Origin of the sequence: Enterococcus sp. AZ048, from assembly GCF_051715125.1 — a bacterium.
GTDB lineage: Bacteria > Bacillota > Bacilli > Lactobacillales > Enterococcaceae > Enterococcus_A > Enterococcus_A gilvus.
Window position 1 is genome coordinate 1,280,672 of record NZ_JBIOTD010000001.1, and the last position, 14,960, is coordinate 1,295,631.

Below are 14,960 nucleotides of genomic sequence, written 5' to 3' on the forward strand. Positions count from 1 at the left end.
GGAGGTCGATGAAGGAAAGTCCTTCATCAAATAAAATGAAAACAGAGATATTAGCAATGATTTTAGCCGGTGGGAAAGGTTCTCGCTTAGGCAAACTTACACAAAAAATTGCAAAACCTGCTGTCCCTTTTGGCGGTCGCTATCGGATTATCGATTTTACATTAAGTAATTGTATCAATTCAGGGATCAACAATGTCGGTGTAGTAACACAGTATCAACCACTCGCACTAAACAATCATATTGGCAATGGTTCCAGCTGGGGGTTTGATGGACTTAATTCTGGCGTCACTATCCTACAGCCGTATTCAAGCAATGATGGAAGTAAATGGTTTGAAGGAACAGCGCACGCTATCTATCAAAATATGGATTATATCGATCAAATGGACCCGCAATACGTTCTGGTATTATCAGGGGATCATATTTACAAAATGGATTATGAGTCTATGTTGGAGGATCATAAAGCAAACAATGCTTCATTGACAGTTGCTGTGATCGAAGTCCCTATTGATGAGGCTTCGCGTTTCGGTATCATGAATACGGATGATAACGATCGGATTATTGAGTTTGAAGAAAAACCGGAGGAGCCTAAGAGTGACTTAGCTTCGATGGGTATTTATATCTTTAACTGGAGTCGTTTACGGAGTGTCCTGTTAAACAGCTACAAAAAAGATGATCAAATGTTGGATTTCGGTAAACATGTTATTCCGGCGTATCTTGAAAGCGGCGAAAATGTTTTTGCCTATCGTTTTGACGGTTACTGGAAAGATGTCGGTACCATTGATTCGCTTTGGGAAGCAAGTATGGAATTTATCGATCCGGGTCATAGCCTAAATATTCGCGATAAAAACTGGCGTATTCTAGCAAAAAATACAATTTCTCCACCACATTTCTTGACGGAAAACGCAGATGTAAAGAACTCATTAGTTGTTGATGGCTGTTATGTTGCTGGTAAAGTGGAGCATAGTATTTTGTCGAACGATGTTCAAGTCAAAGAAGGTGCAAAAGTCATTGATAGTGTCATCATGCCTGGTGCAACAATTGGCAAAAATGTACAAATTACGAAAGCGATCATCGGAGAAAATGCAATTATCGGAGACGATGCTGTCGTTGATGGATCAGATGAAATCGCGGTTGTGGGATATTCAGAAGTGATTGGAGTGTTGACAAGTGAGAGCGAATAAAATGTGTGCCATTATGGGTAATGTATACGAATGCCCAGAATTATTACCTTTAACTGAAAAAAGACCACTAGCAACGCTGCCTTTCGATTGCAAGTATCGTCTGATCGACTTCAATCTGTCGAATGCAATTAATGCCAATATTAAATCTGTCTATATGGTCTTTAATCAAGGAACAACAAAATCTGTTTTCGATCATATTGGCGGTGGCCGTGAATGGCATTTGGATAGTGTTGATAGTCGCTATTTTATCCATTTTTATCAGGATTTTTTAAAAAAGAAAGCAGAAGGTCGTCCGTACTTTGAATCTGTAATCGACTATTTGAATAAGTCAAAATCAGAATATACCGTCTTTATGGGGAATCGTATGCTCTGCAACATCGACTTAGAAGCAGTTCTGAAAATTCATCAACAAAGCGATAGCGTTATGACCGTCGTCTATAAAAAAATGTCCAAAGATCATATTTATCGACAAGATGAAATCATCGAAGTAGATAATCATGGGATTGTCCAAGGACATCATAATTTCTTGGAAGACACGACTGGGGACGAAATGCTGAATCTTGGCATGAAGATATTTGTCTGTCGGACGGATTGGATGATTGATGCATTGAATGAAGGGCAAAAAAATGGTGGTCCAGTCGCTATTTTAGACTTTTTGACAATGATTATGAGTAAAGTGAAAACCTCTGCTTATGAATATACGGGTTATTTAAGTAATATTTTTGATATTAAATCTTATTATGATGCGAATATGTCAATGCTTGATCCTAAAAAATTCACTTCATTGCTTTATTCAAAACAAAAAATCTATACAAAATTAAAAAATGAGGTTGCAACGTATTATTCACCTTCATCAGAAGTGACGAATAGCCAATTTGCAACAGGATGTATTGTTGATGGGAAAGCCCACAGCTCTCTTTTTTCTAGAAGTGTGGTAATTGAAAAAGGTGCTGATATTTCAGATTCAATAGTTATGGCCAGTTGTACTATTCGTGAAAATGCGTTCATCAAGCACGCAATTTTAGATAAAAATGTCGTAGTAGAGTCAGGCGTAAAAATCATCGGTTCAGCTGAAAAACCTGTAGTAATTAAGAAAAATACACACGTATTAAGCGATGTATACGGAGGCGAATAAGCTTGAAAACATTATTTGTAGCAGCTGAATGTGCTCCTTTTTTCAAAACAGGGGGATTGGGTGACGTTGCAGGGGCTTTGCCAAAGGCGCTGAAAGAAAAAGGAACAGATATAAAAGTTGTTCTGCCATTTTTTACAAAGATGGCCCAACGGTATAAAGAACAGGTGCAAGACTTGTTTTCATTTGATGTACACGTTGGTTGGCGCAAACAATATTGTGGTGTGAAATATCTTCGCTTGAATGAGATCGATTATTATTTTCTAGACAACCTTTATTATTTCGACCGTCCAGAATTATACGGGTATTTTGATGACGGAGAGCGCTTTGCTTTCTATCAGCAGGCGGTTATTGAATTAATGGAAAAAATCGACTTTATTCCTGATGTGATGCACGTAAATGATTATCACACCTCATTCATTCCTTTTTTATTGAAGGAAAAGTATCGCTGGATACAGAAGTTCAGTGACATACGAACAGTCTTAACAATTCACAATATTGAGTTTCAAGGTCAATATGGCCGCGAAGTCTTGTATGATTTATTTGATATGGGAGGCGAGCGGTACGACGATGGAACCATACGTTTTAATAATTGCGTGAATTTTATGAAGGCAGGGATTCTTTATGCGGATCGCGTAACGACAGTTAGCCCTTCTTATGCTGAAGAAATTAAAACACCTGAATTCGGAGCGGGTTTAGATGTGATTTTACGTATGGAAAGCGAGAAGCTGCACGGAATATTGAACGGTATTGATTACGAAGCATTTGACCCAGCAACTGATCCAGCCCTTTTTGCTAATTATGATAAAAATCATTTGGATAAAAAGATCGAAAACAAAGTACAACTGCAAAAGCTGTTAGAATTGCCTGTTCGACCAGAGGTTCCTGTGATAGGTATCGTGAGTCGTTTAACGTATCAAAAAGGGTTTCATCTGTTATTGCAAGAAATGGAAAATCTTATGCAGTTCGATGTGCAATTAGTGCTGATCGGGACGGGAGATCCAGATTTTGAAAATCAGTTTGTTCATTTCAGTGAGAGATATCCTCAAAAAACAAGTATTCATATAGCCTTTGATGTCACGTTGGCTCAAAAAGTGTATGCAGGGGTGGATATGTTCTTAATGCCGTCAGCATTTGAACCTTGCGGATTATCTCAAATGATCTCTATGCGCTACGGAACTTTGCCAATCGTACATGAGATCGGTGGATTAAAGGATACAGTCCAGCCGTACAATCCTCTAACAAATGAGGGAACGGGCTTTGGATTTAATGATTTTGAATCCTTCTATCTGATGAATGCGATGAAACAAGCCATTACTCTTTACCAAGAACACCAAGATATTTGGAAAGAGTTGATGGAAGAAGCGATGACTCGAGATTTTAGCTGGAATGAATCCAGTAAAAAATATTTAGAACTATACAAGCAAATGTAGGATTCGAAAAAGCCAGAATCTAAAGCCTTAGGCTATGGATTTTGGCTTTTTCTATCATTGTTTCGTTGAAATGATATATTGTAGATAGTAATTATTACTCAATTTTTATGAAATCATAGGTTGGAGATGAGAAAATGAATAAAATAGAATTTAAAAAGAAATTCAGTCGTCGTTTGGCAGAAAAATTCGCCATGGATGTCGCAGATGCATCACCAGATGAACTATATCAGACCCTAGGCTCATTGATGACTTCAGAGTATTCCCAAAGCTGGCAGCAAACATGGAAAGATTATCGTGAAGCGGAACAGAAGCAAGCGTACTACTTTTCGATTGAGTTCTTACCAGGGAAGATGCTAAAAAGCAACCTTTTAAATATGGGCTGGTTAGAGATGGTGAGCGAAGGATTAGCAGAATTAGGCATTCATTTAAATGATTTGGCGGAAGTAGAGCCTGACATGGCCCTCGGAAACGGCGGTTTAGGTCGTTTGGCTTCATGTTTTATGGATTCCATCGCGTCAACTGGATTACCTGGAAATGGGAACGGTATTCGCTATGAGTATGGTCTATTCAAGCAGCGTTTTGTTGATAATTATCAGGTTGAATTGCCAGATGAGTGGCTTCAAAAAGGAAACTTATGGGAAGTTCGAAAAGAGAGCAAAGCAGTAGATGTGCGAATTGGCGGAGATGTTTACTTAAGTCCAGATGAATACGGCAATCTGACACCTATTTATCAAGATGGCATGCTTTTAAGAGCCGTTCCTTACGATACCGGAATGGTTGGTTATAAGAATGACATTGTGAATACAATGCGCTTATGGTCGGTTGAAATTCCGCCAGAAGAAGAGGATCGCTATCGTAGTATTGAAGATCGGCGTGCAGTAGAGGACCTCACTTCTGTTTTATACCCGGATGATTCTAGTGAAGCAGGGAGAAAACTACGCTTATCACAAGAGTATTTCTTTGTATCAGCCGGTGTTCAAAGTATCTTGCGTTATTACAAGCAACTGAAAAAACCAATGGATAAAATCAATCAATATATTGCGATCCATATTAATGATACCCATCCAGCGATGTGTGTAGCTGAGTTTATGCGGCTTTTGATTGATGATGAAAAACTAGGTTGGGAACGCGCTTGGAACTTAACCCAGGAAGTAATGAGTTACACCAACCATACAATCATGGCAGAAGCCTTAGAGAAATGGTCAATCGGTATGATGAAAAGTGTTTGTCCTAGAATTTATCAAATCATCGAAGAAATTGATCGACGCTTTGTGGAAGAAATGACGGGGGTTCATGACTTTGATTTAATTCAGCGAACCAGAATCATTCAATGCGATCAGGTACACATGGCCCACCTTGCAATCATCGGTTCTCACTCAACAAATGGTGTAGCCAAATTGCATTCAGATTTATTGAAGTCAGTGGTTTTGCACGATTTCTACCGTATTTATCCAGCTCGTTTTAATAACAAAACAAATGGTATCGCTATGCGCCGCTGGACACAGCTTGCTAATCCGACGATGAGCAAAGTGTTAGACGATACAATTGGAGATTCTTGGCGAGAACAGCCAAAGAATCTACGCTTACTTTTGAATTATGAAGAAGATGATCAAGTTCTCGAAGCTCTAGCATCAGCAAAATTAAAGAATAAAAAACGCCTGGCCAGCTATATTCAGGAACACTGTAATATTGAAGTGAATCCTCATGCGATTTTTGATGTCCAAATTAAACGATTGCATGCGTATAAGCGACAATTGTTGAATTTACTCCACATCATAAAACTATATTTGGATCTTAAAGAAGATCCTGAGCAAGCGATTGAACCTCGGGTCTTTATTTTCGGAGCAAAGGCAGCACCTAGCTACCATTATGCGAAGTCTGTTATCAAGGTCATCAATGAGGCCGCTAGTTTGATTAATCAGGATACTACGATTAAAGATAAACTAAAAATAGTCTTTTTAGAAAATTATAACGTCAGCTTAGCTGAGCGAATTATTCCGGCAGCGGATGTGAGTGAGCAGATTTCATTGGCTTCAAAAGAAGCTTCAGGAACCTCAAATATGAAATTGATGCTCAATGGCGCAGTGACAATTGCTACGCTGGATGGCGCAAATGTCGAGATTCGTGATGCAGTGGGCGATGAAAATATCGCTATTTTTGGATTGACGGAATCGGAAGTTTATCAATACTATGAAAATAAGAATTATTCAGCGACGAATATTTACAAAGAAAATGCCAATGTACACAAAGTAGTGAAGGCATTAATCGATGGAACAATTCCAAATATTTTCGCAGAGGGTCAAGAGATATTTGATTCACTCATTAAATACAACGACGAATTCTTTGTACTACGCGATTTTGAAGATTACTGTCTGGCACAAGAATCGATTAATGAGGCGTATAAAGATAAACGCCGCTGGCAAAAAATAAGTCTAAATAACATTGCTCATGCCGGACGTTTTTCTTCAGACAGTACTGTCCAGCGTTATGCTGAAGACATTTGGCAAATTGAACCCGTTTTTGCTCACGAAGATGATCGAGGAGTGATCCAACATGACTCATATTTACTTTAATTCTTGGCTAGAAAGATATAAACGACCTTTTGGGGCTGTTCAGGAAGGGACAAAAGTCGATATTTGGATATCCGTCCCAGAACAAAAACAAGCAAAAGTTTTTTTGATCGTCCGTAAAGAAGGAAGTTCTGCAGGACAGAAAATTTTCCCTATGGAGGCTGTTCCTGAGGATCGATTTCACTTTCAAACAACAATGGACCAAGGCTGGGGACTGTATTTTTACTACTTTAAAATCATTCATGAATCTGAAGGGTACGAAACTGTTCAGTATTATGGATTCAATGGTAACGGTGGTGAAGGGCAAATTTATGGGGCGGAGAATGAGGTTATTCCTTACCAGTTGACTTGTTATCAAAAACCAGAGACAGCTCCTAACTGGTATCGCGACGCTGTTTTCTATCAAATTTTTCCCGATCGTTTTGCAAATGGGAACGCAGATCGGAAAATCAATCAGCCAAAAAAAAATTCATTCATTTATGGAACAGAAGAAGATACGCCCTATTACATTAGAAATGAAAAAAATGAGATCGTGCGATGGGACTTTTTTGGCGGTAATTTTAAAGGAATTGAAAAGAAAATACCTTACTTAAAAGAATTGGGAATCACAGCGGTATATTTAAATCCAATATTTGAAGCAACGTCGAATCATCGCTACGACACAAATGATTATTTCAAAGTAGACAGTGTTTTGGGGACAGAGGAAGATTTTCGTAGTTTAATAGCTGCTCTGCATACAGCAGGGATTGCGATCTTGTTGGACGGTGTTTTTTCCCATGTAGGAAAGGACAGTGTGTATTTTAACAAGTCTGGTTTTTATGGCGAGACTGTAGGAGCTGCTAAAAATCCCGACAGTAAATACTTTGATTGGTTCACTTTTAACCATTATCCAGACGATTACAAAGCATGGTGGGGGGTGGCTGATCTTCCAGAGGTGAAAAAAGAGAATCCTCATTTTCAAGAATTCATCTATGGTGATTATGACAGCGTCCTGTCTAAATGGACATCAATGGGCGTGGATGGCTGGCGTTTAGATGTGGCGGATGAATTAACAGATGATTTCATTGCAGGCATTCGTAAAAATCTCTTGGCATATCAAGAAAAAGTTCTAATAGGTGAAGTTTGGGAGGATGCGTCGAATAAGGTTGCTTATGATACGCGGAGAAAATATGTTTTTGGTGATCATTTGCAAGGAGTCATGAACTACCCGTTACGTCAGCAAATTTTAGATTTACTAAAACATTCGCGATCATTGAAAGATATTTGCGAAGAAATGGTGCGTTACCAAGAAAATTATCCCGTTGATTTCTACTACAATCAATTAAACAATATTGGCACACATGATACTGAGCGTATTTTAACCATGCTGAACGGTTCTGTTGAAGCAATGGATCAGGCTTGGGGACTAATGTTTATGATGCCAGGTATCCCTTGTGTTTACTATGGAGACGAAGCTGGTTTGACAGGAGGAAAAGACCCAGACAATCGTAAGTTTTTCCCTTGGCAATCGATAGACTCAAATCTATTTAAAAACTGTCAAAAATGGGTAGAAAGAAGAAAAAAATATGATGTTTTGAAAAAGGGGCATTTCTTCCCGTTCTATTCTCAAGCGCAGCAAATTTTTGGGATCATTCGCTATTTGGATCATTCGTATGTAATTTATGCACTTAACTTATCCGAGCATGAGCAACACATCAAAATAGGAGAATTATCAAGTCCTCTTGCGTATCAAGGAGATTATGAAGTGCTCGATCGTATTCTAGAGGACGAAGTATTGGCACCAAATGGAAGTTTATTTGTCTCCGGTTCAATCTGATAGGTACAAGTTCTTGTTAGTCATAATTTAAAAGCATTTTTTTAGTATTTGTGCTAAACTATGCTATATCAGAACAATAAGGATGATTTTATGCAAACGTATAGCAGAAAAAAGAGTCGTTTTCCTGCATTTGATGATGAGGCAGGGGTCAAATTAGTTCAAACCAATCAGCGGGTATTGTTTGATGGTCAGGATGACTTAATCACGAGTTATCGATTAGAAGCAAAAGATATCTTTGAACGTCCAATTTCGAAAGTAAAACGTGTACGGCGTGTGAACTTAGATGAAGAACCACGCAGAGAACTCGATCATCATAAAGCGAATTTGCCGATGTATGAGAATGAACATAGAGAATCTAAAAAAGTGAATCTATTTGAAGAACGGAAGCCAAAAGAAACAGTCAAGCCTAAAGCTACGTTCAATTCTCGAAACGGACGCAGCGCAACACCCTTTGCTCCTAAATATGTCCCTTCTTCATTGATCCCTGATGAACCGGAAAATGCAGTTCACCCAAGGGAACTCATGCAGCGAATGGAAAAGGCAAAACAGTCGTATCTACTATTTGCATCTGAAAATGACGAAAAGCAGCCAGTGATTGAAAGAAAGAATTCTAGACAACGTTTAGATCGTTCTTTACGAGGCATTATGCAAGAGGACAATTCACAAATTGAGAACAGCAAATATTTTCATGATTAAGACAGAAGGTGCCTTCAGGCATTCTTCTGTTGTTTTACGATGATGGGAGAGAAGGAAACATGAATCCATTTGAAGAAAAAATTCGTCAATTGCGGGCGGGAGAAATTGAGAGATTTGAAGTTTCCCGGGAAGACTTTTTCCTATTCCGAGAAGTTTGGCTTAAACAAGAAGATAAAAAATTTTTTCGAGGAATTGCCGGACTTAAAGGAATGATCATATATGTATACGATACAACGATTGTTTAGACTATTGACTTTTTTATGCTGACTCGCTATCATAAGAAAGGCTCTATGCGGTGGTGTTGGAATTGGCAGACAAGCATGACTAAGGATCATGTGAGAGCAATCTCGTGTGGGTTCGAGTCCCATTCGCCGCATAAAAGGCAACAAACATTGTTTTTTACAGTGTTTGTTGTCTTTTTTTGTTTCCAAATTTGTATAGGCTATATACATGATGAATTAATTTATCTAAAAAAGGATGGATAGCTAATTTAAGATCATTTTGATTCACTCTGTTTATGGATTTCGAACATAGAAGTTGCTTGTAAAGAAGTCATCGTATAAAATTAAATTATTAAAAATGTGAATTTGCATATTTTGGAGGATGCGGCAATGGTAGCGATCGGTCAAGTCTTAAAGGAGTTCAGAAAAGAACACGGCATGACACAAAAAGATCTTTCTCAAGGAATCTGTTCCCAGAGTGTTTTGAGTCGAATTGAGAACGATGAAGAAATTCCCAATATTATTGTAATCCAGCAGCTTTGTCACCGTCTTGGAATCACCATTGACCAGTTGATGCTTGATTTTTTACCTGAGGAATTATTTTTGCGAAAATATTTTAACAAGATGTTTATGTATTTGCGCGTTGGGAAATATCTTGAGATTCGAACAACATTAGATTATTTAGATGAACGCCAAATCACTCATCTTGATAAGGACCGTCAATTGGCTTGCTTTTTTAAAGGGGTTTGTGCCTATTTTATTGATGGTGACCCACATACTGCTTTGGAGAAAATAAATCTTGGCCTTTCAATTTGTGTATCCAAAAAATATGATGGCTATTTTGATAGTCGAATCTTACTGTTGAGTTTTGCTGGGAAAATGTGTTCCGTTTTGGGTCAAATGAATGAGGCGCAAGGCTATTACAATCAAAGCTTTGAACTATTCCAAACGATGATGGCGGATTATTCGGAGCGAAGTGAATTAAGCAATCTTTTTGTTAATTATGGAACGTTTTTAGTTAAACAGGAACGGTTTGACTTGGCTGAGAAGGTCGTGGATATTGGGTTGAAATGGAATCGTCAGCAATGCAGCTATTATAAATTAAAAGAATTGGTCGAATTAAAAATTCTTATGCTGGAGGCACGAGATGACCTTCATACGGTAATCAATTATAGAAAAATGCTACGCGCTTTGGAAAAAATAAAAGATCTGTAAAATGGTCTACACCATTCTTGACTTATTGAGGATTCAGGAGTAACTTTAAGTTACTATGAAAAAAGGGAGAATTCACAATGAAAACATTTATTTATGCTGACAAATTCTTTTTAAACTCTGGTGTGAAGGGCACAGGCTATTTAGATGTCACTGATGGCATTTTTGGAACATATACGAAGGAAAAACCAGAAGGCGCAGAGATCATTGACCAAAGTGGAAAATGGATCGCTCCTGGACTTGTAGACACACATATTCATGGGTATAAAAACCACGATGTGATGGACAATGATGCTGAAGGAATCAAAGTGATGTCTGAAGCACTTCTATCTTGCGGTGTGACAAGTTTCTTGCCAACAACATTAACTTCTACAAAAGAGCGGTTGAAGGATGTTGCTGAAACAATCGGCAATGTTTATCAAGATGTCGAAGGTGCAAAAATACAAGGTATTTATTTTGAAGGACCTTTCTTTACAGAAGAACACAAGGGCGCGCAAAACCCTAGCTATTTTGGTGATCCAGATTTGGATACCTTTCACGAATGGCAGGAAGCTTCAGGCGGCTTGATCAAAAAAATCGCTTTAGCTCCTGAACGTAAAGGCGTCAAAGAATTCGTAAAAACAGTGACTGATGAAGGCGTAGTTGTTTCATTAGGACACTCAAATGCGACATTGGAAGAAGCGCAAGAGGCTGTTGAAGCGGGAGCAAGTGTTTTCGTTCATGCATACAATGGCATGCGCGGTTTAAATCATCGCGAACCTGGGATGGTTGGTGCGTTATTGACCTTGGAGCATGTCTTTTCAGAGTTGATCTGTGACGGTCATCATGTTCATCCGCAAGCTGCCGAAGTGTTAATGGAAAAGGCAGGGCATGATCATGTGGCGTTGATTACTGATTGTATGATGGCAGGCGGCATGCCAGACGGTAACTACAATTTAGGTGAATTTCCAGTAGTTGTAAAAGAAGGAACTGCTCGTCTTGAATCTGGTAATTTGGCTGGTAGTATTTTGAAATTGAAAGAAGCAATCAAAAATGTTGTGGATTGGGATATTGCCACTCCAGAACAAGCGATTATGATGGCCTCTTATGTTCCAGCAGTAAGCTGTAAAATTGATGATAAATGCGGCATGATCTCCGAAGGCCGTGCAGCAGACTTTATTGTTTTAGAACCTAATATGGAACTTGCAGCGACATACTTAGATGGTAAAGAACGTTACCATGCTTAAAAAATAATTCCCTTACTCGATCGTCATCTGATGATCGAGTTTTTTTATGGTAAAATTTTTATCAAAGTCTTTTACTGTTTGAAGGTAACTTGAATGAAAAACATCATAGGAGGAATTTTATGAAACCAATAATCGGTGTGTTGCCCTTATATGACGAAGTACATGAAAGTATTTGGATGCTTCCAGGATATCTCAATCTCGTTGAAGAAAATGGAGGTATTCCGTTAGTATTGCCACTTACCGCGAACAAAGAAACATGGCAACCTTTTTTGTCCCTATGCGATGGGTTTATTTTTACTGGCGGACAAGACATCGCACCTGCAAGATATAATGAAAAAACAACAGATGCTTGTGGCGAAGTAAATCAGCTAAGAGATAAAATGGAATTCCAACTTATGGAAGAAGTGATTGTGCGTGACAAGCCTTTTTTGGCTATTTGCAGAGGGGCGCAGTTGCTGAACGTCTTCCTTGGCGGAACTCTCTACCAAGATTTAATGAGCGATAATCCTCAAACGATGAATCTGGATCACCATATGAAAGCTCCTTATAATCGAACACAGCATCAAGTGGAATTAATTGAGAACAGTCTGCTTCATAAAATTTTAGAGAGACATTATTTAGGAGTAAATAGTTATCATCATCAAGCTATAAAGAAATTGGGAAAGGAATTGAAGGTAACTGCGTTATCCCCTGACGGACTAGCAGAAGGAGTGTTCCTTCCTAAAGCAAGTTTTGCTTTAGGGGTCCAATGGCATCCTGAATTCTTTTCAGCAACAACATCGGTAAATCAAGCGATAATGAAAGCTTTTTTTGAAGCCTGTGAAAGAAAGCATTCCTAAACAACAACTCAATTTTACTTATTAAAATTGGGCGATTATTTTTGCTGGCTTATGGCATCCTTGGTTGGCTTTTGTTCGGGTTATGTTAAACTAAAATGGAAAAGAAGCCGCTATTTAGATTAGCGTGGAAAAATGAGGAGGAACGCTGTGTGTCATATATTCATGTGATTGATGAGAGTAAACATTACAAAATGGGCGAAACCGTCATCAAGGCCAATGAAAAAATAAATTTTTCAATTGAACGAGGTGAGGTAGCAGTCATTCTCGGCCCAAGTGGTGCAGGAAAATCGACTGTGCTTAATATATTAGGTGGAATGGATAATTGTGATGAAGGGCAAGTCATTGTCGATGGGACAGACATTGCTGCTTTTAGCGATAAAGAATTGACCACGTATAGGAGAAATGATGTGGGATTTGTTTTTCAATTCTACAATTTAGTTCCGAATTTGACGGCTAAAGAAAATGTCGAACTGGCTTCTCAGATCGTTACCGATGCATTAGAGCCTGAGTCAGTGTTGCATTCAGTTGGACTGGGGGAACGGATGGATAATTTTCCTGCCCAATTATCTGGCGGTGAACAGCAGAGGGTAACCATTGCGCGAGCATTAGCGAAGCGACCAAAACTATTATTATGTGATGAGCCGACAGGAGCGTTAGATTTTGAAACAGGAAAACAAATTTTAAAGATTCTTCAAGACACGGCTCGGGACAATGGAACAACAGTTGTGATCATAACGCATAATTCAGCGATCGCTCCAATGGCAGATCGTGTCATTCGGATCAATGATGCACGTGTACGCAGTGAGGAATTAAATGATGCCCCTCAATCAATTGAAGATATTCAATGGTAATTTTTCAAAAACATGTATTCTGTACTCGAACAACAAATTCGCTTTTTATCCGGACCATCCACTTAAGTGGATAAAATAAAGGACCAGACTCATTTAAGAGAATGGTCCTTTATTTGTTTTCGTACATCATAGAGCATTTTATTCAAGTCTGCTTCTTTTTTTCTCAGCTCCACTAAATCTTCTTTTATTTGTTTTTCCTTCTCATTTGATTGGGGTGTGATTGCACCATTCAAGGAAATGCCTATGATTGTTCCAATAAATGTATCCAAAACGCGATTTAGCGCGTAAAGAAAGGATTCCCCTTGAGGAATACTCAAAGCGATCAACAGCATGGTAGCGATCGCTGAAATGATTCCTGAGTTATTATTGATTCCGTCAGAAACTACGATGACTAAGATAACAAATAGTGGTAAGACAAATAATTCTACGAAAAATTCATTGTTAAAAAAGGCTTGTACGTAGTAGAAAATTAACGCCAATAATCCTCCTAACGAATTTCCTAAAACGCGTGAACGGCCAAATGATATGCTGGTAGTCAAATCTTGACGCAGAGAAAAAACAGCAGCTAACGCGGCGATCAACGGTGATCCACGATCTGTTACGTGGAATAATAGAATGCACAGCATAACAGCTAATGCAGTTTTCATCGTTCGCATTCCTAAACGAAAACGACCAATATGCAATTTTTCCTCCCACTTTCTTTTCTTTATATCTAATAGTTTAGCCGAAATTTGGCAAAAAAACAAAAGGCATCGACTAATCAATGCCTTTTGTTCGAAATTATTTCTCTATTTGCCATTTTTGGTGCATCTGATCTAGAATGTCAATCACATCTTTCGTAAAAAAGAGGGACTTATTTGGTCTTTCCCCGTGAATCATTTGAACCATGTTCTCAATTTCATAGTTCATGGCATTACTGGTAAAGCCAGATTCAATCCATTCTTTTGTTCCATCGTTAAAAACTAGTTCCGCTTTATCAGCGCGTGGATAATCTTCGACAGTGAGGTAGCCATTTTCAAAAGCAACGATTCCTTTTTTAGGCATTTTCGCTTGGAAGGTTAAGCTGATCGAGGCAAGCTCTTGTTTCTCATTTTGTAAAATCGTTACCGATTGTTCATCTACACCCGTGGAAAAAGGAACCATCGTTGAGGCGATCACGGTTGGCTGCTCAGACATGAACCAACGTGCAAATGAAACGGCATAGGTCCCAATGTCCAGTAATGCTCCGCCGGCTAATTCTGGATTGAAAAAGCGGGTGGTAGGATCAGGATCTTTATAGCTTCCAAAAGGAGCCTGAATCATTTTTAATTTTCCTAATTTCCCGCTGTCCATTAACGTATGAAGTTCTTGGTACAAAGGCATGTTAAAGATTGTCATTGCCTCTGCCAAAATCAATTGATTCTTTTCGGCTAACGCAATCGCTTCTTGTAGTTCAGCAAGGGTCATAGTGATCGCCTTTTCGCATAATACATGTTTTCCAGCCTCTAAAGCTTGAATAATATGTTGATGATGTTGGCGATTTGGCACAGCTATATATATAATAGAGATAGCTTCATCAGCCAACATTTCTTGATAACTACCATAAGCTTTCGCGATGCCATATTCTTTCGCAAATTTTTCTGCTTTTTCAAGCGTCCGTGAAGCACAAGCAGTCAAGCTGCTCGTAGTTTGATTAAAATTCTCAGCAAAATCGTGTGCGATATCGCCAAGTCCAACGATTCCCCATTGTAATTCTGTCATATTGGTCCTCCTAAGATAGTCTCTTTTTAATTTTGCAAGTTGA

13 protein-coding genes and 1 tRNA gene are annotated in these 14,960 nt (G+C 38.6%); 12 read left to right on the forward strand and 2 right to left on the reverse strand.

Annotated features, from left to right (window positions below):
• Window positions 1-35: 35 nt before the first annotated feature.
• The 12 genes from IGI66_RS06295 (at window position 36) to IGI66_RS06350 (ending at window position 13,177) form a co-directional block, all read left to right on the forward strand.
• Window positions 36-1,181, forward strand: a complete 1,146-nt coding sequence (locus IGI66_RS06295; protein ID WP_044926495.1) for a glucose-1-phosphate adenylyltransferase — start codon at window positions 36-38, stop codon at window positions 1,179-1,181.
• Window positions 1,168-2,316 carry a glucose-1-phosphate adenylyltransferase subunit GlgD gene (gene glgD / locus IGI66_RS06300; protein ID WP_010780918.1) on the forward strand — a complete coding sequence of 383 codons (1,149 nt, stop codon included), beginning with the start codon at window positions 1,168-1,170 and terminating at the stop codon, window positions 2,314-2,316. The genes IGI66_RS06295 and glgD overlap by 14 nt, the downstream gene beginning before the upstream one ends.
• Window positions 2,317-2,318: 2 nt before the next feature.
• The gene (gene glgA / locus IGI66_RS06305) at window positions 2,319-3,746 is read left to right on the forward strand and encodes a glycogen synthase GlgA (protein WP_438848096.1); all 1,428 of its coding nucleotides are present in this window, start codon (window positions 2,319-2,321) and stop codon (window positions 3,744-3,746) included.
• A gap of 134 nt (window positions 3,747-3,880) precedes the next feature.
• On the forward strand, window positions 3,881-6,319 hold the full coding sequence (locus IGI66_RS06310; RefSeq protein WP_438848097.1) for a glycogen/starch/alpha-glucan phosphorylase: 2,439 nt from the start codon (window positions 3,881-3,883) through the stop codon (window positions 6,317-6,319).
• Complete coding sequence (locus tag IGI66_RS06315) at window positions 6,300-8,132, forward strand: glycoside hydrolase family 13 protein (RefSeq protein WP_431380506.1); 1,833 nt, start codon at window positions 6,300-6,302, stop codon at window positions 8,130-8,132. The genes IGI66_RS06310 and IGI66_RS06315 overlap by 20 nt, the downstream gene beginning before the upstream one ends.
• A 90-nt stretch (window positions 8,133-8,222) precedes the next feature.
• A complete protein-coding gene (locus IGI66_RS06320) occupies window positions 8,223-8,828 on the forward strand; it encodes a hypothetical protein (protein WP_010780914.1) in 606 nt (201 codons plus the stop codon).
• Window positions 8,829-8,887: 59 nt separating this feature from the next.
• A complete protein-coding gene (locus IGI66_RS06325) occupies window positions 8,888-9,073 on the forward strand; it encodes a hypothetical protein (protein WP_010780913.1) in 186 nt (61 codons plus the stop codon).
• Window positions 9,074-9,120: 47 nt separating this feature from the next.
• Window positions 9,121-9,204: transfer RNA gene (locus tag IGI66_RS06330), tRNA-Leu, on the forward strand.
• Window positions 9,205-9,439: 235 nt separating this feature from the next.
• On the forward strand, window positions 9,440-10,264 hold the full coding sequence (locus IGI66_RS06335; RefSeq protein WP_010780912.1) for a helix-turn-helix domain-containing protein: 825 nt from the start codon (window positions 9,440-9,442) through the stop codon (window positions 10,262-10,264).
• A gap of 77 nt (window positions 10,265-10,341) precedes the next feature.
• On the forward strand, window positions 10,342-11,487 hold the full coding sequence (gene nagA, locus IGI66_RS06340) for an N-acetylglucosamine-6-phosphate deacetylase (RefSeq protein ID WP_086304268.1): 1,146 nt from the start codon (window positions 10,342-10,344) through the stop codon (window positions 11,485-11,487).
• 119 nt (window positions 11,488-11,606) lie between these two features.
• A complete protein-coding gene (locus IGI66_RS06345; RefSeq protein ID WP_438848101.1) occupies window positions 11,607-12,326 on the forward strand; it encodes a gamma-glutamyl-gamma-aminobutyrate hydrolase family protein in 720 nt (239 codons plus the stop codon).
• A gap of 149 nt (window positions 12,327-12,475) precedes the next feature.
• The gene (locus IGI66_RS06350) at window positions 12,476-13,177 is read left to right on the forward strand and encodes an ABC transporter ATP-binding protein (protein WP_114524279.1); all 702 of its coding nucleotides are present in this window, start codon (window positions 12,476-12,478) and stop codon (window positions 13,175-13,177) included.
• An 89-nt stretch (window positions 13,178-13,266) separates the two neighbouring features.
• Here IGI66_RS06350 and IGI66_RS06355 read toward each other — a convergent pair whose 3' ends face one another.
• Window positions 13,267-13,860 carry an FUSC family protein gene (locus IGI66_RS06355; protein WP_431379092.1) on the reverse strand — a complete coding sequence of 198 codons (594 nt, stop codon included), beginning with the start codon at window positions 13,858-13,860 and terminating at the stop codon, window positions 13,267-13,269.
• A gap of 97 nt (window positions 13,861-13,957) precedes the next feature.
• Window positions 13,958-14,917, reverse strand: coding sequence for a Gfo/Idh/MocA family protein (locus IGI66_RS06360; RefSeq protein WP_438848104.1), 960 nt, complete (start codon window positions 14,915-14,917; stop codon window positions 13,958-13,960).
• Window positions 14,918-14,960: the final 43 nt, after the last annotated feature.

Bases quoted from the DNA above. Each gene is read 5' to 3' on its own strand.
- IGI66_RS06320 (WP_010780914.1), top strand. From the start codon at position 8,223: ATGCAAACGTATAGCAGAAAAAAGAGTCGTTTTCCTGCATTTGATGAT.
- IGI66_RS06315 (WP_431380506.1), top strand. From the start codon at position 6,300: ATGACTCATATTTACTTTAATTCTTGGCTAGAAAGATATAAACGACCT.
- IGI66_RS06345 (WP_438848101.1), top strand. From the start codon at position 11,607: ATGAAACCAATAATCGGTGTGTTGCCCTTATATGACGAAGTACATGAA.
- IGI66_RS06335 (WP_010780912.1), top strand. From the start codon at position 9,440: ATGGTAGCGATCGGTCAAGTCTTAAAGGAGTTCAGAAAAGAACACGGC.
- IGI66_RS06360 (WP_438848104.1), bottom strand. From the start codon at position 14,917: ATGACAGAATTACAATGGGGAATCGTTGGACTTGGCGATATCGCACAC.
- IGI66_RS06325 (WP_010780913.1), top strand. From the start codon at position 8,888: ATGAATCCATTTGAAGAAAAAATTCGTCAATTGCGGGCGGGAGAAATT.
- IGI66_RS06310 (WP_438848097.1), top strand. From the start codon at position 3,881: ATGAATAAAATAGAATTTAAAAAGAAATTCAGTCGTCGTTTGGCAGAA.
- nagA (WP_086304268.1), top strand. From the start codon at position 10,342: ATGAAAACATTTATTTATGCTGACAAATTCTTTTTAAACTCTGGTGTG.
- IGI66_RS06295 (WP_044926495.1), top strand. From the start codon at position 36: ATGAAAACAGAGATATTAGCAATGATTTTAGCCGGTGGGAAAGGTTCT.